At 44.9% G+C, this 16,956-nt stretch carries 17 protein-coding genes; 14 read left to right on the forward strand and 3 right to left on the reverse strand.

Annotation, left to right across the window (positions count from 1 at the left end):
• Positions 1-13 precede the first annotated feature (13 nt).
• From hpt to LDX50_RS25090, 12 genes are all read left to right on the forward strand, one after another.
• Positions 14-538 carry a hypoxanthine phosphoribosyltransferase gene (hpt, locus tag LDX50_RS25035; RefSeq protein ID WP_225699014.1) on the forward strand — a complete coding sequence of 175 codons (525 nt, stop codon included), beginning with the start codon at positions 14-16 and terminating at the stop codon, positions 536-538.
• Between the two features lie 24 nt (positions 539-562).
• A complete protein-coding gene (locus tag LDX50_RS25040) occupies positions 563-1,138 on the forward strand; it encodes an adenylate kinase (RefSeq protein WP_225699015.1) in 576 nt (191 codons plus the stop codon).
• Position 1,139: 1 nt separating this feature from the next.
• The gene (gene obgE / locus LDX50_RS25045) at positions 1,140-2,135 is read left to right on the forward strand and encodes a GTPase ObgE (protein WP_225699016.1); all 996 of its coding nucleotides are present in this window, start codon (positions 1,140-1,142) and stop codon (positions 2,133-2,135) included.
• A 78-nt stretch (positions 2,136-2,213) separates the two neighbouring features.
• Entirely contained in the window at positions 2,214-2,798 is a 585-nt protein-coding gene (locus LDX50_RS25050; RefSeq protein ID WP_225699017.1) for a nucleotide exchange factor GrpE, read from the forward strand.
• Positions 2,799-2,803: 5 nt separating this feature from the next.
• Complete coding sequence (gene dnaJ / locus LDX50_RS25055) at positions 2,804-3,913, forward strand: molecular chaperone DnaJ (RefSeq protein ID WP_225699018.1); 1,110 nt, start codon at positions 2,804-2,806, stop codon at positions 3,911-3,913.
• Positions 3,914-4,005: 92 nt separating this feature from the next.
• Positions 4,006-4,902, forward strand: coding sequence for a hypothetical protein (locus tag LDX50_RS25060; RefSeq protein WP_225699019.1), 897 nt, complete (start codon positions 4,006-4,008; stop codon positions 4,900-4,902).
• Between the two features lie 138 nt (positions 4,903-5,040).
• On the forward strand, positions 5,041-5,958 hold the full coding sequence (locus LDX50_RS25065; RefSeq protein WP_225699020.1) for an ABC transporter ATP-binding protein: 918 nt from the start codon (positions 5,041-5,043) through the stop codon (positions 5,956-5,958).
• Positions 5,951-7,246, forward strand: a complete 1,296-nt coding sequence (locus LDX50_RS25070; RefSeq protein WP_225699021.1) for an ABC transporter permease — start codon at positions 5,951-5,953, stop codon at positions 7,244-7,246. Before LDX50_RS25065 ends, LDX50_RS25070 begins: the two co-directional genes overlap by 8 nt.
• A gap of 86 nt (positions 7,247-7,332) precedes the next feature.
• Entirely contained in the window at positions 7,333-8,547 is a 1,215-nt protein-coding gene (locus LDX50_RS25075; protein WP_225699022.1) for a sensor histidine kinase, read from the forward strand.
• Between the two features lie 96 nt (positions 8,548-8,643).
• Positions 8,644-10,152 carry a F0F1 ATP synthase subunit beta gene (atpD, locus tag LDX50_RS25080; RefSeq protein ID WP_225699023.1) on the forward strand — a complete coding sequence of 503 codons (1,509 nt, stop codon included), beginning with the start codon at positions 8,644-8,646 and terminating at the stop codon, positions 10,150-10,152.
• Positions 10,153-10,177: 25 nt separating this feature from the next.
• Entirely contained in the window at positions 10,178-10,435 is a 258-nt protein-coding gene (atpC, locus tag LDX50_RS25085; RefSeq protein ID WP_225699024.1) for an ATP synthase F1 subunit epsilon, read from the forward strand.
• Between the two features lie 38 nt (positions 10,436-10,473).
• Positions 10,474-11,226, forward strand: a complete 753-nt coding sequence (locus tag LDX50_RS25090) for a transporter (protein ID WP_225699025.1) — start codon at positions 10,474-10,476, stop codon at positions 11,224-11,226.
• On the opposite strand, the gene LDX50_RS25095 is transcribed toward LDX50_RS25090, so the two are convergent.
• The 3 genes from LDX50_RS25095 to LDX50_RS25105 are packed head-to-tail and all read right to left on the reverse strand — an operon-like array spanning position 11,215 to position 13,789.
• Positions 11,215-11,526 (reverse strand): DUF6787 family protein, encoded by a 312-nt coding sequence (locus LDX50_RS25095; protein WP_225699026.1) that lies wholly within the window; start codon positions 11,524-11,526, stop codon positions 11,215-11,217. The two genes, LDX50_RS25090 and LDX50_RS25095, sit on opposite strands and share 12 nt — an antisense overlap.
• Complete coding sequence (locus tag LDX50_RS25100) at positions 11,523-12,209, reverse strand: RluA family pseudouridine synthase (RefSeq protein ID WP_225699027.1); 687 nt, start codon at positions 12,207-12,209, stop codon at positions 11,523-11,525. Before LDX50_RS25100 ends, LDX50_RS25095 begins: the two co-directional genes overlap by 4 nt.
• 2 nt (positions 12,210-12,211) lie before the next feature.
• Positions 12,212-13,789: a peptide chain release factor 3 gene (locus tag LDX50_RS25105; RefSeq protein ID WP_225699028.1), complete on the reverse strand. Its 1,578-nt coding sequence runs from the start codon at positions 13,787-13,789 to the stop codon at positions 12,212-12,214.
• Between the two features lie 182 nt (positions 13,790-13,971).
• Here LDX50_RS25105 and dnaK point away from each other — a divergent pair, with 182 nt between their 5' ends.
• Together dnaK and LDX50_RS25115 are read left to right on the forward strand one after the other, a co-directional pair.
• Positions 13,972-15,903: a molecular chaperone DnaK gene (gene dnaK, locus LDX50_RS25110; RefSeq protein WP_225699029.1), complete on the forward strand. Its 1,932-nt coding sequence runs from the start codon at positions 13,972-13,974 to the stop codon at positions 15,901-15,903.
• Positions 15,904-16,067: 164 nt separating this feature from the next.
• Positions 16,068-16,955 carry a DUF4382 domain-containing protein gene (locus LDX50_RS25115; protein WP_225699030.1) on the forward strand — a complete coding sequence of 296 codons (888 nt, stop codon included), beginning with the start codon at positions 16,068-16,070 and terminating at the stop codon, positions 16,953-16,955.
• Position 16,956: the final 1 nt, after the last annotated feature.

Raw genomic sequence — 16,956 nt, forward strand, 5'->3', positions numbered from 1 at the left:
TTGTCTGACCGGAATGATCATAAAAGATAAAAAATTTGTAAAACTGATTGATAATGAGCAGATCGGCCAGAGCATCCGGCGCCTCGCAAGAAAGATCAACAAGGATTATAAAGAGCGCAATCCTTTATTTATTGTAGTATTGAACGGAGCATTCATGTTCGCCGGAGACCTGATGAAGGAGGTGAAATCTAAAGTCCGCATTTCATTCATCAAAGTGTCATCCTACGACGCGATGGAAAGCACCGGAAACATTAAGCAACTGATCGGCCTGAATGAAAATATTTTTCAGCAGGATGTGGTAATCGTTGAGGATATTATTGACAGCGGACAAACCGCAAAAAAAGTTACTGATGAATTACAGACACTGGGAGCCAGGTCGGTAAGCATTGTAACCTTGCTCAGAAAGAATAAAGAAATCCACACTAAGCTGCCTGTAGATTACGTGGGATTTGATATTGAAAACAGGTTCGTTGTTGGCTATGGTCTTGACTACGACGGACTGGGAAGAAACCTTAAACATATTTATGCTCTGAAATGAGCTCCATTGCGTAAAAGAATAAGCATGTTAAATATTGTACTATTTGGCCCTCCGGGGGCGGGAAAAGGCACTCAAAGTGAAAGACTGATCGAAAAATTCAACCTTACACATATTTCGACCGGCGATTTATTCAGAAAACACCTGAGTGAAGGAACCGAACTCGGAAAGCTGGCACAAAAATTTATGGATGACGGCTACCTCGTTCCTGATGAAGTAGTTATTGGGATGGTGGAAGATCGGATCAAACAGGATGATGTCGTTAACGGAATCATCTTCGATGGTTTTCCCAGGACAGTCAATCAGGCGGAAGCCCTTGACAATCTGCTTCAAAAAAATGGCGAGCATATCTCAGGCATGATCGCACTGGAAGTTCCCCATGACGAACTTAAAAAACGCCTTCATGCCCGCGGTAAAATTTCAGGCCGTGCCGATGACCAGAACGAAGAAAAGATCAATAATCGAATAGAAGTGTATCTCAGGGAGACATTGCCTGTTTCAGAATTTTACAGAAATCAGGACAAGTTTTATGCTGTTAACGGAGTTGGCAGCATTGATTCGATCTTCAATTCCATTGTAGAGACGATCGAAAACCTTTCCTGACTTGGCGTCCTCCAATTTCATAGACTATATCAAATTCTGCGCCCGATCTGGCGCCGGCGGACCGGGTTCTGCGCATTTCAGGCGCGAGAAACATGTTCCTAAGGGAGGTCCGGACGGCGGTAACGGAGGTCGCGGAGGGCATATCATCCTGCGGGGAAATTCACAGCTATGGACTTTGTTACACCTCAAATACCAGAAACATGTGATCGCCGGAAACGGCAACCCCGGGGAAGGGGGCAAACGAACCGGAGCTGATGGTCAGGATATTGTCCTGGACGTCCCCTTGGGTACTGTTGCTCGTGAAGCTGAAAGCGGAAACCGGCTATTTGAAATCACCGAAGACGGGGAAGAGCGTATTTTGCTCGAAGGTGGTCGAGGGGGCCTCGGGAATGATAATTTTAAAACCGCCACAAATCAGGCTCCCCGTTATGCACAACCCGGCGAAGCAGGACAGGAAGTATGGATGATACTGGAACTGAAGCTTTTGGCCGATGTCGGCCTTGTTGGGTTTCCGAATGCCGGAAAATCAACACTTCTGTCAGTACTTTCTGCCGCAAAACCTGAAATCGCTGATTATCCGTTTACAACCCTCACTCCAAACCTCGGAGTAGTGGCTTATCGCGACCACCGCTCGTTCGTAATGGCCGATATACCCGGCATTATTGAAGGAGCCGCCGAAGGCAAGGGACTAGGAACCCGTTTTCTTCGTCACATTGAAAGAAACTCTGTCCTGCTGTTCCTAATCCCATCCGATGCCAGCAGTATAAGGAATGAGTATGACATCCTGTTGAACGAACTGAAAAAGCACAACCCTGAGTTGCTGGATAAGAAAAGACTTCTTGCGATTTCAAAATCAGATTTACTTGACCAGGAATTGATGGAGGAGATGCGCAATGAGATACCTTCAGAAATCAATTCAGTCTTCATTTCATCGATTACACAGTTCGGATTAACCGAACTCAAAGATGAACTTTGGAAAATGCTTCAGGACAAATAATGTCAAATTGACAGCATTAGTTGTTTGGCAACATAATTGTAAAATTAATCTGACTATCATATAGACCTATTTTTAGCAATGAAAAAGGAGAATAAGGAAAACCTGTCAAAAGAATCAATGAACGACATTGAAAATATGACAGATGAAAATATAAATGAAATGGATCAGGATCAGGAGTTGAGTGAAGATATTTCAGACGAGGCAGGCGATGAAACGATTCATAAACTTGAATCAGAACTTTCTGAAAGTAAGGACAAATACCTGCGTCTGTATTCAGAGTTTGAAAACTTCCGTCGACGGACAGCCCGGGAAAAATTGGATCTGATTGACACTGCAAATGAAGGTCTTATGTCTGCTTTACTCCCCGTTCTGGATGATTTCGAACGTGCCCTGAAGTTATCGAACGAGGAGACTGATGAGAAGTCTATCCGTGAGGGAATGGACCTGATACACCAGAAACTTCGCAAAACACTGGAACAAAAAGGACTGGTGAACATGAACACCCAAATTGGTGATGCATTTGACCCTGATTTTCATGAGGCCATTACACAGATACCAGCGCCGGAAGCGAAACTGAAGGGTAAAATTGTCGATGTTATTGAAAAAGGTTATCTGATCAAGGAAAAAGTGATCCGGTACGCTAAAGTTGTCACGGGAAGTTAAAAATTATGTCAAAAAGAGACTTTTACGAAATATTAGGGGTTGACAAATCAGCCACCCCGGAAGAGATTAAAAAAGCCTATCGTAAGGTGGCAATTAAATTTCACCCGGATAAGAATCCGGATAATCCGGAAGCTGAGGATAAGTTCAAAGAAGCGGCAGAAGCTTACGAGGTACTGAGCAACCCGGAAAAACGTGAACGCTACGACAGGTTCGGTCATGCCGGCATGAATGGTGGCGGTTTCGGCGGCGGCGGAATGAACATGGAGGATATTTTCTCCCAGTTTGGTGATATTTTCGGTGGTGGAAGTCCGTTTGACAGCTTTTTTGGAGGCGGAGGATCACGCCGCAGACAACGCAAAGGCTCTAATCTTCGCATCAAGCTGAAGCTAAACCTGGAAGAAATTGCCCACGGTGTAGAAAAGAAAATTAAGGTAAATCGTATGGTAAAGGCCGACGGTGTTACCTTTAAAACCTGTACAACCTGCCAGGGTAGTGGCCAGGTGAGAAAGGCCGTGAATACGATGCTGGGTCAGATGGTTTCGACCAGTACATGCCCTACCTGTAATGGCAGTGGTCAACTTATCGATCACCGTCCTCCCGGAGTAGACAGCTCCGGACTGGTTCCCAAGGAAGAAGTTATCTCAATAAAAATACCTGCCGGAGTAAGCGACGGTATGCAGCTTTCCATGTCCGGTAAAGGAAATGAAGCTCCCGGTGGTGGCCCTGCCGGTGATCTGCTGATTCTGGTGGAAGAACAGCATACAGGCCCGCTGAAACGTGAAGGAAATAATGTGGTGTTTGATTTGTATATCAGCTTTATCGATGCTGCATTGGGTACATCCGTCGAAGTACCCACGATCAGCGGCAAGGTCCGGATAAAGATCGATGCAGGAACACAAAGTGGAAAAATTCTTCGCCTTCGCGGCAAGGGCATCGAAGATCTCAACGGATATGGAAAGGGTGACGAATTAATCCATGTGAATGTCTGGACTCCCAAACATCTGACCGCGGATGAAAAAACCGCACTCGAAAAACTTCGTAATTCTCCTAACTTCGAACCAAAACCGGGGCGAAATGAAAAAGGATTCTTTGAGAAAATGCGCGAATTCTTTTAATTAAGAGCAGATTTCTTTTGACCCGAATATCGCTGTGTGTTTTTTTTACACATTGTGAAACCCCACGTGCATAACTTCCGTATTTAACCAACATGCAGCGTAACGTTATTTCGTTTTTGGTAATCGGTCTGCTTCTTGGTGTCTCGTCGGCACATGCCCAGGTGAAGAAGCAGTTTTCCGTAGAGGGGGATGCTAATGTAGAGCAAATCAATTTGAAATTTGCCGTCAATAGTGGGATATGTTCCATCAAAGCTGGTGACGGCGATGAGTCGGTAACAGTTTACAGTAATCAGGATTACGATAATTATAACCACTCTTTCAATAAATCTATCAGTGGTAAAGTAGCTACTATAGATCTTTCCCTGGAAGATAAAGTTAATCCGGGTATCAGTCAGTCTATAAGCCGGAGTGTTTTCGGATCAAAAAAGGATATCGAATCTAATCTTTGGCGCGTTTACCTGAACCGCAATAAAATCTATACCCTGGACCTCGTGTATGGATTGGGTCAGGCGGATATTGACCTTTCAGGGGTAGCGGTAAGAAATCTCAAAGTTCATACCGGAAGCGCCGATATCAATGTGGGTTATTTTTCAGAACTCGAAAATTCAGTTCAGATGGACACCTTCTATGTGAAGGTTGATATGGGCACCATTGCAGTGAAACAACTCAATCACGCCAACAGTAAGTTCGTCAAGGCTGATGTTGGATTCGGAGATTTGTTGCTTGATATGACCGGAAAGAATTCTACATCCAGTTCGGTTCATGGCAGTGTGGGTGCAGGGAATCTTTATATCTTACTACCCAACGAGCAGACTCCCATGATCGTACGCGTTCACGATTCATGGCTTTGCCAGGTAAAACTTAGCAAAAGTTTCAAACCGTATGGTAAAAACACATTTGTAAATGAAGCCTTCAGCGAAGACGCAGAAAATCTGATCTCCTTCTTTTTGGACGTAAGTATGGGCAATATCATTTTCAAAGAACGATAACCAAGCATCTGATTTTCAATTGATTTCTGAAACGTTCAGCCAAGAAATAAACCGCTGAGCGCAGTTCTTTAAATTTTCTTGCTATTCATTGTAATTTCAGGGTTGGTTCTAACACTAACAGAACAAACAACCTAAACAATGGAATATATGCTTCAGGCAGAGGGCATTACAAAGCGCTATTCACAACACGTAGCACTTAGTGATGTCACTCTTAACATTCCCGTGAACAGTATTTACGGGCTACTCGGCCCTAATGGCGCGGGCAAAACGACGTTTATCCGGATTATCAATCAGATCATTGAAGCCGATGAAGGTACCATTAACATTGAAGGAACACCATTAAATCCGGATCACATCGCCATCATCGGTTATCTCCCGGAAGAACGTGGGCTTTACAAGAAAATGACCGTTGGTGAACAACTTGTTTACCTTGGACAACTGCGCAATATGACCCGCAGGGATGCCATTGCCCAGAGCAAGGCATGGACAAAAAAACTGAGCATAGACGACTGGTGGGGCAAAAAAGTCGAAGACTTATCGAAAGGAATGGCGCAGAAAATACAGTTTATCGCTACGGTATTAAACAGACCCCGGCTGATAATTCTTGATGAGCCCTTTTCAGGATTCGACCCGGTAAATGCTAATCTAATCAAGGACGAAATCCTGCAACTGAGAGATGAAGGAAGTACGATCATTTTCTCAACACACCGCATGGAGTCTGTTGAACAGCTCTGCGATCATATCGCACTTATAAATAGATCGAAAAAGATCATGGAGGGCTCTAAGGCAGAAATTAAAAACCAATACCGATCCAATACCTATATCGTAGAGCATTCTTCAGAACTTTCTGCAAGTGGAACATTGTTTGACATCCTGTCGACCGAACCTGCAGAAAACGGATTGCGACGGACTACCCTCAGGATTCCTGGCACGAGCAGTCCGAATGAATTACTTCGATACCTGATCAACGAGACAGAAGTTCATGGGTTCACAGAAAAGATACCCAGCATCAACGATATATTCATTTCATCTGTAAACGGCGAATCTCATGAATAAGATATTCCTCATCATACAACGCGAATTCAGCAGCCGGGTAAAGAAGAAATCCTTCCTGCTGACAACCCTTCTGGTCCCTATTCTGTTTCCCAGTATCATTGGCCTGATCGTTTATTTCAGTCAGAATGAACGCGACAAAGCTGCAGCAGAAACTATATATGTACTGGATGAATCAGGAAACTTCAATTTCAATAACGAAGAGGGTGTTACCAAATATGTAGAGATCGAGGGAACACTGGAATCTGCACGTACAGCCTTTCTGGAGTCTGATGCATACGCCTTACTCTACATCCCTGAATATGATTTCGAAAGCCCGGATGGTTTTGAGTTTTTCACCCAATCGTCGGCTAAGGATCCGGTGGTATCGGCTGTGGAAAACCGGCTTGAATCAATGGTAAAAAACCAGCGGCTTGCCAATTACCAGATCGATGAGGCGACCTTGAAAAAGCTGAATGTAAACGTTTCACTCTCTCCATTGAATATCAGCGAAGGAGAGGGTACCCGCTCCAATGCGAAAATCAACATTGCCATTGGATATCTTACCGGTTTTCTGATTTATATGTTCATGTTCGCCTACGGCGGTCAGGTAATGCAGGGCGTGATTGAAGAAAAATCAAATAAAATCGTTGAGATCATTATTTCAACCGTTCGCCCGTTCCAGCTTATGCTGGGTAAAATCCTGGGTATCGCACTTGTCGGACTCACACAGGTGACGATCTGGATTGTCCTCATGTGGGCGGTTTGGACAGGCGTTATGTTCTTCCTCGGACCAGATTCAATGCCTGATGCAGGTGGAATGAACAGCGCTCAGATAGCAGAGGCAGCCAGTAGTCAGAGCAATGAAATACTGCAGGTGATTGAATCCATTCCGTTCGTGAAAATCATTCTGCTTTTCATCTTTTATTTTCTTGGAGGATACCTGCTGTACGGTGCACTCTTTGCCGCAGTCGGCTCAGCAGTGGATTCACCTTCGGAGGCCCAGCAATTTATGCTGCCCATTATGCTGCCATTGATCGTTGGTTTTGTGGGGATGAGTACGATTCTGGACAATCCCGACAGCAGCCTGGGCTTTTGGCTTTCCATGATACCCTTTACCTCGCCCATCGCCATGATGGGACGCATCGGTTATGACGTGCCCCTTTGGCAGCTTCTGCTGTCGATGGCCCTGCTCATCGCAGGATTCATAGGGACAACCTGGCTGGCTGGAAGAATATACAGAATTGGCATTCTTATGCATGGCACTAAAGTCAATTACAAAGTGCTGGCAAAATGGCTTACCATGAAATAGCTATGGAATAACATCGATAAAGCCGGATCAGCTAATATTGCTGATCCGGCTTTTTTCGTTTAATTTGTTTGAATTCTACGTTCTGCATGGCCCAATCACCGCTTACTACTGGATTTGATTTTTCTCAGGACCGCTCCAATCTGAAGTGGATTGTGCTCATTTTTAGTGTACTCATCAGCTTCGGTTCAATTTTCTACACAAATGTGCTCATCGACCAACTCAAAGAGCGCGAAACCCAGCAAATTAAATTGTATGCTAAAGCACTGGAATATACAATTAATGAAACGATGGACCAGGATATCTACTTTGTGACTGATGAGATTCTGATTCAGAATAATTCCATCCCCAGAATCCTGATATCAGAAAATGGGGAAATAATCAGTTACAGGAATATTGACGTGGATTCGAGCCTGAGCCCTGCCGACCAGAAAAAATTAATTTATGAAGAATTGGAAGAAATGAGAGATGATTACGATCCCATCGAAGTGGTAGACCGGGACAGCGAAACCAATGAGATCGTAACCATTAACTATGTTTATTACAAAAACTCCTTCCTGCTCACCCAACTCTCCTATTATCCCTATGTGCAGTTATCTGTAATTGCCATTTTCGGATTTATCTCCTACATGGCCTTTAATTATTCCAAAGCAGCCGAGCAAAACAGGGTATGGGTGGGTCTGGCGAAAGAAACCGCCCATCAGCTGGGAACACCTATTTCTTCTCTGATGGCATGGGTTGAGTACTTCAAGGAAGAAGCATCCATAAAGGATAAATCCCTGATTTCCGAGCTGGATAAGGATATTCAGAAATTACAGGTGATCACAGAGCGATTTTCAAATATTGGTTCGACACCCGTACTTAAAGAAGTGGATGTTGAGGAACTGGTTCAATCTGTAATTGATTATCTGAGACCGCGAATTTCACCTAAAGTTAATATCTCCATACATGCCCTTACCCCGGGTATCACAGCGCAACTAAATCCGCCCCTTTTTGAATGGGTAATCGAGAACCTGTGCAAAAATGCTGTAGACGCAATGGGCGGTAACGGAGAAATTCGTATTGACGTCCTTAAAGGCAGCGAAGGGCGCGTTTTCATCGACCTGAGCGATACAGGCAAGGGAATCCCGAAGTCAAAGATTAAGCAGGTCTTTAATCCAGGATTTACTACAAAGAAAAGAGGGTGGGGCCTGGGCCTCACACTGGCTAAACGGATTATTGAAAACTATCATCAGGGTAAAATTTTTGTTAAAAGTTCTGAAGAGAACCAGGGAACCACTTTTCGCATCTCCATTTGGGCTTAAAAATCCACCCCCTAAGTTTGGTTTATATATTATTCGGCGTACTTTTGCACTCTGAAATTCTGAGCGAATCATTACACGTATCATAAACAGATTATAATGGCGAATATTGGTAAAATTACCCAGGTTATCGGACCGGTAGTGGATGTTAGTTTTGAAGGAGAGAACTCCAAACTTCCGAACATACTTGACTCACTGGTAGTAACAAAAGAAAATGGCCAGAAGGTTGTACTGGAATGTCAGCAACACCTCGGTGAAGACAGGGTTCGTACAATCTCCATGGAAAGCACTGAAGGACTTGTACGCGGTATGGACGTGATCGATACCGGTAACCCGATTGAGATGCCTGTCGGTGATAATATTAAAGGACGTCTCTTTAACGTGGTTGGTGAAGCTATCGACGGTATCAAGCAGCCAGATTGTGAGCGCGGATTACCTATTCACCGCCATGCGCCAAGATTCGAAGATCTATCGACTTCTCAGGAAGTATTATATACTGGAATCAAAGTTATCGACCTGATTGAGCCTTATTCAAAAGGTGGTAAAATTGGTTTGTTCGGTGGTGCCGGTGTAGGCAAAACCGTACTTATACAGGAACTTATCAATAACATTGCCAAGGCATATTCTGGTCTTTCAGTATTCGCCGGAGTTGGGGAACGTACTCGTGAAGGAAATGACCTTCTGCGCGAAATGCTTGAGTCAGGAATTGTAAATTATGGTGACGCATTCAAGCACTCCATGGAAGAAGGAGGCTGGGATCTTTCTCAGGTTGATTTTGACGCACTGAAGGAATCCAAAGCCACATTTGTTTTTGGTCAGATGAACGAACCTCCGGGAGCACGTGCAAGGGTAGCACTTTCAGGTCTTACCATTGCTGAATATTTCCGCGACGGAGATGGCGAAGGTCAGGGACGTGATATTCTTTTCTTTATTGATAACATTTTCCGATTCACACAGGCAGGATCTGAAGTATCCGCACTTCTTGGACGTATGCCCTCAGCGGTAGGTTACCAGCCCACACTGGCGACAGAAATGGGTGCCATGCAGGAACGCATTACCTCAACAAAAAATGGTTCCATTACTTCGGTACAGGCGGTGTATGTACCTGCGGATGACCTTACAGACCCGGCACCTGCTACAACATTCGCCCACCTTGATGCAACAACGGTACTTTCACGTAAAATTTCTGAACTTGGAATTTACCCGGCGGTGGATCCCCTGGATTCAACTTCGCGAATTCTGAGCGCTGAAATTCTTGGTGATGAACACTATAACTGTGCTCAGCGCGTAAAGGAAATTCTTCAGCGTTACAAAGAGCTTCAGGATATCATTGCCATTCTTGGTATGGATGAACTTTCTGAAGAAGATAAAATGGTTGTTCACCGTGCACGTCGTGTACAGCGATTCCTTTCACAGCCTTTCCATGTGGCAGAGCAGTTTACAGGAATCCCCGGAACACTCGTGGATATCAAGGAAACCATCAAAGGATTTAACATGATCATGGATGGTGAGCTGGATCATTTGCCTGAAATGTCTTTTAACCTGGTTGGAACAATAGAAGACGCGATTGCAAAAGGCGAAAAGATGGTTGCCGCAGCGAAAAAATAAGTTGAGATTAATTGTCTGAATCACTATGTATCTTGAAATAGTTACCCCCAGCGCGAAAGTATTTGAAGGAGAGGTTTCGGTAGTCACTTTCCCTGGAACGGATGGATCCTTTCAGGTAATGAACGATCACGCTCCAATGGTAAGTACCCTTACCGCGGGGAAACTCGTCTACAAGAACAAGCAGGGAACGCAAAGTACACATATTACCGGCGGTGTTATGGAGGTTCTGCGGAATAAAATAGTGGTGCTGGCCGACGGGCTGACCGAAACGGTTCAGAACTAAAAATTAAATAAAAGCCCCGCCTCAGGGGCTTTTTTATTATGTTGAAACGTCTACTGCTGATATCAATCCTGATTTCATGGTTCGGGTCACTTTCCGGCCAGGACAAGCCTGTGATCAATACAGATCGTCCTTCACAGGCCCCATCCACAGGAATTCTCCATCCAGGACGAATACAGTTGGAATCGGGTATTCTTTATCAGTCAATTCCGGTTGCGCAATCATTTTCATTCAACAGTTTATGGCGTTTAGGGCTGAATGAATATTTTGAATTACGGGCCTTTATTGACTACCGGACGCTCAACCTGCAGCTGGACGGCGGTGATACCGAAGAGTCAGGATGGGCACCTCTGCAGCTGGGAACCAAAGTGAAGCTTACCAACGCCAATGGATGGATCCCCGAAACAGCCCTGATTGCCATGTTCGTCCTGCCATCCGGACAGGGTGCTTTTGAAACAAACCGTGTAATACCGGATATCCGAGTTGCGTTCTCCAACGATCTGCCCGGAAATTTCGATCTTTTCTACAGTCTTGGAATATTCTGGACTCCAGAGTCATTCACGCCCATTGAATTGTATACACTCGGTACAGGTTTTACTATATCTGACCGTTGGTGGTCTTTTGTAGAGGTGTACGGATTTTTCAGGGATTTCGCCTATTCTCCAAGCATAAATGCGGGTTTCACGTATTTGGCCGGCAACCAGGTTAAGATTGATCTAACCGGCGGGGTTGACTTACGGGATAATGGCGGAGGATTCCTGAGTACAGGTGCGAGCTTTTTTCTAGGACGTTGACTTGCTTCCAAAAATTCGTTTAAAAAACCGCTTTTCGAAATCCCAGAAAAAACGAAATTGTCCGAAAATGGCCCCGTAAAAAAGCAGTATAAGATTATAGAGCGGAAATATCAGGATATAATAAAGTACGCTAAGCCAGATACTGCGTTCATCAGGTGGGCCGAAATATGAAAGAATGGGTTGTTTGAGGAATAATACCGAGAAACCTGTGCAGGCAAATACCAGCAGGATGATAAAAACCCGCACCGTACTCACATTCCAGCGGGCTTCAAGTCTTGATATCCATCCCGGTTTTTTCATACACCCCTGAACATTTGCCAGATTTGATCATCCGGAAGTGAAGCAGTAATGCGCAATGGTTCCTTTTTAACCGGATGGGGTATCACAATTTCCCGGGAATGGAGGTAGATTCGCCCATCCTTTGACTTATCAGTTGCCCCATATTTCAAGTCTCCTGATATCGGGCAACCCATTTTCGCCAGCTGAACCCTGATCTGATGTGGTCTCCCGGTATCCGGTTTAACTTCCAGCAGGTAGTAATCGCTAAGCCGTCCGATCAATTCATAGGATAGTGAGGATTTCAATGCTCCTCCTCCCGGCTTATTGAAGGCTACCGCTTTATTCGTGTTTGTGTTTTTCTTGATCCAATTCACGAGGGTCCCCTGAACTTGCGGAGGCCTGTTTTTCACCAGGGCCCAGTAGACTTTTTCAACCTTTCGATCACGAAAAGATTCATTAAGCCTCTCCAGAGCTTTAGAAGTCCGCGCCAGCACCACCGCCCCGCTAACAGGCCGGTCAATCCGGTGTACAATTCCCAGGAAAACATCTCCGGGCTTATTGTATTTATTCTTGATATATGCCTTGGCCTGATCAGCCAGTGTCTCATCTCCTGTTCGATCACCCTGCACGAGTAAACCCGCCGGTTTATTTACGACCAGAAGATGATTATCCTCAAATAAAACGGTTTTGGGTGCAAGTGTCATCTCTAAAATTCTGAAGTGAAGTGAAATTCAATTTCAGGAAAATTATCCTGAACCATCGTAAGCCATGATTTTGATTCAGCCATGAATACCAGCTTGCCATCCTTATCCCGCGCGATATGGCGGTACTTAGAGTTGACAAATTCCTTGAGTTTCTTCTGATCCTTGCTGTGAATCCAGCATGCCTTGTACAGGTTCATCGAAACAAAATCGCAGGAAGCTCCATACTCATGCTTAAGACGATACTGGATGACTTCAAACTGAAGCACTCCTACCGTACCAACCACTTTTCGCGAACCGATCTCATAGGTGAAAAGCTGTGCCACTCCTTCTTCCATGAGCTGATTAAGTCCCTTCTCAAGCTGTTTGGTTTTCATCGCATCCTTGTTGATGACTTCCTTGAAAATCTCCGGACTGAAACTGGGTATTCCTTTAAATACACCTTTTTCACCCTGGGAAATGGTATCCCCAATTTTCAGGTTACCGGTATCATATAATCCGACAATATCTCCGGGCCATGCTTCATCAACCATTTCCTTGTCCTGGGCCATGAACATGGTGGCACTCGAAAAACGTATCTTCTTATCGGTGCGTACATGGTAATAATTCTGACCGCGTTCAAATTTGCCGCTGCATACACGAACAAACGCAATGCGGTTGCGATGGTTGGGGTCCATATTGGCATGAATCTTAAATATGAATCCCGAAAAATCCTTTTCCGAAGGCTCTATAAGACGCACATCCGTCTCCCGCGGCCTTGGTTTCGGCGCAAATCGTATAAAACAATCCAGCAGCTCCTTCACCCCAAAATTATTGACAGCACTTCCAAAGAACACCGGGGCAACCTCGCCCTTCAGATAATCATCCACGCTGAATTCAGGATAGACGCCCTCAATCAGCTCAACATCTTCACGCAGCTGCTCTGCATCACGCTCACCAACCGCTTCATCAATACGACTGTCAGACAGATCGGTAATGTGCAGCCCCTCCTCAAGTTTTGACTTGCTCGGCTTAAATAATCTTAAACTACTGTCAAATAAACTGTAAACACCCTTAAATCCTTTACCCATTCCAATAGGCCATGACAACGGACGAACCTTGATCGAGAGCTTTTCTTCAATTTCATCCAGCAATTCATAGGGATCCCTTCCCTCCCGGTCAAGTTTATTAATAAAACAGATCACAGGAGTATTACGCATCCTGCAGACTTCCATCAGTTTCTCGGTCTGGATCTCCACCCCCTTTACACAGTCAATCACCATGATCACGCTGTCCACCGCTGTAAGTGTTCTGTAGGTGTCCTCCGCAAAATCCTGGTGACCCGGAGTATCCAGCAGATTGATCTTAATGCCATCGTAATCGAAGCCCATTACCGAAGTCGCTACCGATATGCCCCGCTGTTTTTCGATTTCCATCCAATCGGAACGTGCATGCATTTTGATCTTATTGGATTTTACCGCACCGGCAGACTGTATCGCACCGCCAAAAAGCAAAAGCTTTTCCGTCAGGGTGGTTTTTCCGGCATCCGGGTGACTGATAATGCCGAAGGTTCTGCGCTTCTCTATCTCACTGGTAATCTGCATGTCATTCAAATAAGGCGCAAAGTTAGGTCGTTTTGTACGGATATAATAATATTTCTGTGACATTCAGTACAGACAAAAATCCAAACTATGACATTATGTCACAAATCACGTATTGGCACATCCCTTGTTACTTAATTGATCGAAAGAAATTGAATTATCATTAAATAACATATTATACAATCATGGGAAAAATTATTGGAATTGACTTAGGAACCACCAACTCGTGCGTTGCCGTTATGGAAGGTAACGAGCCTGTGGTAATTCCGAACAGTGAAGGAAGAAGAACCACACCTTCGATCGTGGCATTTCTGGATGATGGAAAAGGCGAACGTAAAGTAGGTGATCCGGCTAAGCGTCAGGCAATTACCAACCCCAGGAATACAGTAAGCTCTGTGAAGCGTTTTATGGGTAAGAAATACTCTGAAGTTACCGAGGAGCGAAAGACTGTTTCTTACGAGCTGGAAAAAGGAAATAATGACACTGTTCGCGTGAAGATCGGTGATCGTAACTATACGCCCCAGGAGATATCTGCTATGATTCTTCAGAAAATGAAGTCTACTGCAGAGGATTATTTGGGAACAGAAGTGAAAGAGGCGGTAATTACCGTTCCTGCATATTTTAACGATGCGGAGCGACAGGCAACCAAGGAAGCCGGACAAATCGCTGGCTTGGAAGTAAAACGTATCATCAACGAACCTACCGCTGCGGCATTGGCATACGGACTGGACAAGAAGACCCAGGATATGAAGATTGCCGTTTATGACCTTGGTGGAGGAACTTTTGATATCTCCATCCTGGAACTTGGCGATGGTGTTTTTGAAGTAAAATCAACCAATGGTGATGTTCACCTTGGTGGTGATGACTTTGACCAGGTAATTATCAACTGGCTGGCCGAAGAGTTTCTGAAGGATGAAAATGTTGATCTTCGGAAAGATCCAATGGCACTGCAGCGTTTGAAAGAAGCAGCGGAAAAGGCTAAAATAGAGCTCTCCAGTTCAACTGAAACAGAGATCAATCTGCCTTATATCATGCCTGTTGACGGTGTGCCAAAACACCTGGTTCGCAAGCTGTCCCGTTCGAAATTCGAGCAACTGGCTGATAACCTGATTCGCAGAACACTTCACCCCTGTGAGCAGGCGATGAAAGATGCAGGCGTAAGCCCATCTGATATCGATGAAGTTATCCTTGTGGGTGGATCAACACGAATCCCGAGAATTCAGGAGGAAGTAGAGAAATTCTTTGGCAAGAAGCCATCGAAAGGTGTTAACCCGGATGAGGTTGTTGCAATTGGCGCGGCCATTCAGGGTGGTGTACTAACTGGTGAAGTTAAAGATGTTCTTCTGCTCGACGTTACGCCGCTCTCACTGGGTATTGAAACCATGGGTGGGGTATTTACCAAGCTGATTGAATCTAACACTACAATTCCTACAAAGAAATCTGAAGTGTTCTCAACGGCGGCTGACAACCAGCCATCAGTGGAAATCCATGTACTACAGGGTGAGCGTCCAATGGCAAAAGACAACAGAACCATCGGCCGTTTCCACCTCGACGGAATTCCACCGGCACCTCGCGGCGTACCTCAGATTGAAGTAACGTTTGATATTGATGCCAACGGTATCATGAACGTTTCGGCAAAAGATAAGGGTACTGGCAAAGAGCAGAAAATCCGAATCGAAGCATCTTCCGGCCTCACTGATGAGGAAATTAACAAGATGAAGGAAGAAGCTAAAGCCAATGCAGATTCAGACAAGGAAGCCAAGGAGAGAGCCGAAAAAGTAAATATGGCCGACTCACTGATCTTCCAGACTGAAAAGCAGCTGAAGGAGTATGGTGACAAGTTATCTGACGATAACAAAACCAAGATCAGCGGAGCACTGGAAGATTTGAAAAAAGCTCACCAGTCTCAGGATCTTGCCGCCATCGATTCTTCAATGGAGGCATTGAATAAAGCCTGGGAAGGAGCAGCACAAGAAATGTATGCTGCCAGTGGAGCTGAAGGCGGTGCCGCACAGGATGCGGGGGCAACCGGTGCTGATCAAGCCTCAGGAAGTGCATCTGATAACAACGTTTCCGATGTGGAATACGAAGAAGTCGATGATAACAGCAAGAAATAACAGCATTGCTGACAAAACTAAAGCGACAGGGATTCCTGTCGCTTTTTTTATGCCTGTATACGTTAAAATACCGTGAATAATGGCACTTGAACGATATGAGCTGACGAAATCCGGTTACTGAACGTTACTTCACCAAATAAAGAGTTGAATTAATATCATTTATTATGAAAAACCTTGGAAAAGCATTCGCAGTATTCACGTTGATCATAGGTATTGCCGTTGCATCATGTGACAGCAATGAAGGATCCACAGGTACACTGAAGCTTTCACTTACAGATGCTCCCCTGGATAATCCGGATATTGTAGCCGTTAACCTTTCGGTGGTAAGAGTTGATATCAAAGGTAATGATGGCTGGGAAGTCCTGGATGATTTTGAGGATCCGGTTGATGTGAATCTGCTTAACTACCGGGATGGAAATTCATTTTTGCTTACTGAAGAAGAGTTACCCGCAGGTGGTTATAAGGAAATAAGACTTGTGCTGGATATTGCAGAACACGACGGTGGCGACGCGGCAAATCGCGGGACTTATCTCGAATTTTCAGATGGAACTCGCGAACCTCTGTTCGTTCCAAGTGGAGAACAGTCAGGGTATAAAGCAAAAGGGAACTTTACCATTCCACCAGATGGAATCGTTGGAATAACACTGGACATTGACGCACGCCGTGCCGTAGTTGAAGCTGGTAACAGCGGAAAATTCCTGCTAAAACCAGTGGTCCGGCTGGTTGAAGACAAAGATGTCGCAATGATCAAAGGATCTATCACGAGTGAAACAGCTTACGAGTCCTTAAAGGTCTTTGCATACGAGGAAGGTTCCTATACGGAGGATGAGCTGATCGTTGAACCAGAGTCTGTTGAATTCCCGAATTCCATAACCAGTGGGAATGTTAGTGAGGATGGTGCGTTTACGCTGGGTTTCATCAATAGCGGCACTTACGACCTGGTTGTCGCATTATATGACGAGAACCAGGAATTTGTGGAAGTAGTTGCGATCATTGAAGATGTTTCCGTGGATCCGGGACAGATTTTAAGCCTTCCGGTAGTACTACCATAGG

This window comes from Fulvivirga sedimenti (assembly GCF_020328055.1).

Excerpts from the sequence above, each read along its gene's own strand:
- dnaK (WP_225699029.1), top strand. The coding sequence starts at position 13,972 with ATGGGAAAAATTATTGGAATTGACTTAGGAACCACCAACTCGTGCGTT.
- LDX50_RS25050 (WP_225699017.1), top strand. The coding sequence starts at position 2,214 with ATGAAAAAGGAGAATAAGGAAAACCTGTCAAAAGAATCAATGAACGAC.
- hpt (WP_225699014.1), top strand. The coding sequence starts at position 14 with ATGATCATAAAAGATAAAAAATTTGTAAAACTGATTGATAATGAGCAG.
- LDX50_RS25070 (WP_225699021.1), top strand. The coding sequence starts at position 5,951 with ATGAATAAGATATTCCTCATCATACAACGCGAATTCAGCAGCCGGGTA.
- LDX50_RS25065 (WP_225699020.1), top strand. The coding sequence starts at position 5,041 with ATGGAATATATGCTTCAGGCAGAGGGCATTACAAAGCGCTATTCACAA.
- dnaJ (WP_225699018.1), top strand. The coding sequence starts at position 2,804 with ATGTCAAAAAGAGACTTTTACGAAATATTAGGGGTTGACAAATCAGCC.
- LDX50_RS25060 (WP_225699019.1), top strand. The coding sequence starts at position 4,006 with ATGCAGCGTAACGTTATTTCGTTTTTGGTAATCGGTCTGCTTCTTGGT.
- atpC (WP_225699024.1), top strand. The coding sequence starts at position 10,178 with ATGTATCTTGAAATAGTTACCCCCAGCGCGAAAGTATTTGAAGGAGAG.
- LDX50_RS25090 (WP_225699025.1), top strand. The coding sequence starts at position 10,474 with ATGTTGAAACGTCTACTGCTGATATCAATCCTGATTTCATGGTTCGGG.
- LDX50_RS25095 (WP_225699026.1), bottom strand. The coding sequence starts at position 11,526 with ATGAAAAAACCGGGATGGATATCAAGACTTGAAGCCCGCTGGAATGTG.
- LDX50_RS25040 (WP_225699015.1), top strand. The coding sequence starts at position 563 with ATGTTAAATATTGTACTATTTGGCCCTCCGGGGGCGGGAAAAGGCACT.
- atpD (WP_225699023.1), top strand. The coding sequence starts at position 8,644 with ATGGCGAATATTGGTAAAATTACCCAGGTTATCGGACCGGTAGTGGAT.
- LDX50_RS25115 (WP_225699030.1), top strand. The coding sequence starts at position 16,068 with ATGAAAAACCTTGGAAAAGCATTCGCAGTATTCACGTTGATCATAGGT.
- LDX50_RS25075 (WP_225699022.1), top strand. The coding sequence starts at position 7,333 with ATGGCCCAATCACCGCTTACTACTGGATTTGATTTTTCTCAGGACCGC.
- LDX50_RS25100 (WP_225699027.1), bottom strand. The coding sequence starts at position 12,209 with ATGACACTTGCACCCAAAACCGTTTTATTTGAGGATAATCATCTTCTG.
- LDX50_RS25105 (WP_225699028.1), bottom strand. The coding sequence starts at position 13,789 with ATGCAGATTACCAGTGAGATAGAGAAGCGCAGAACCTTCGGCATTATC.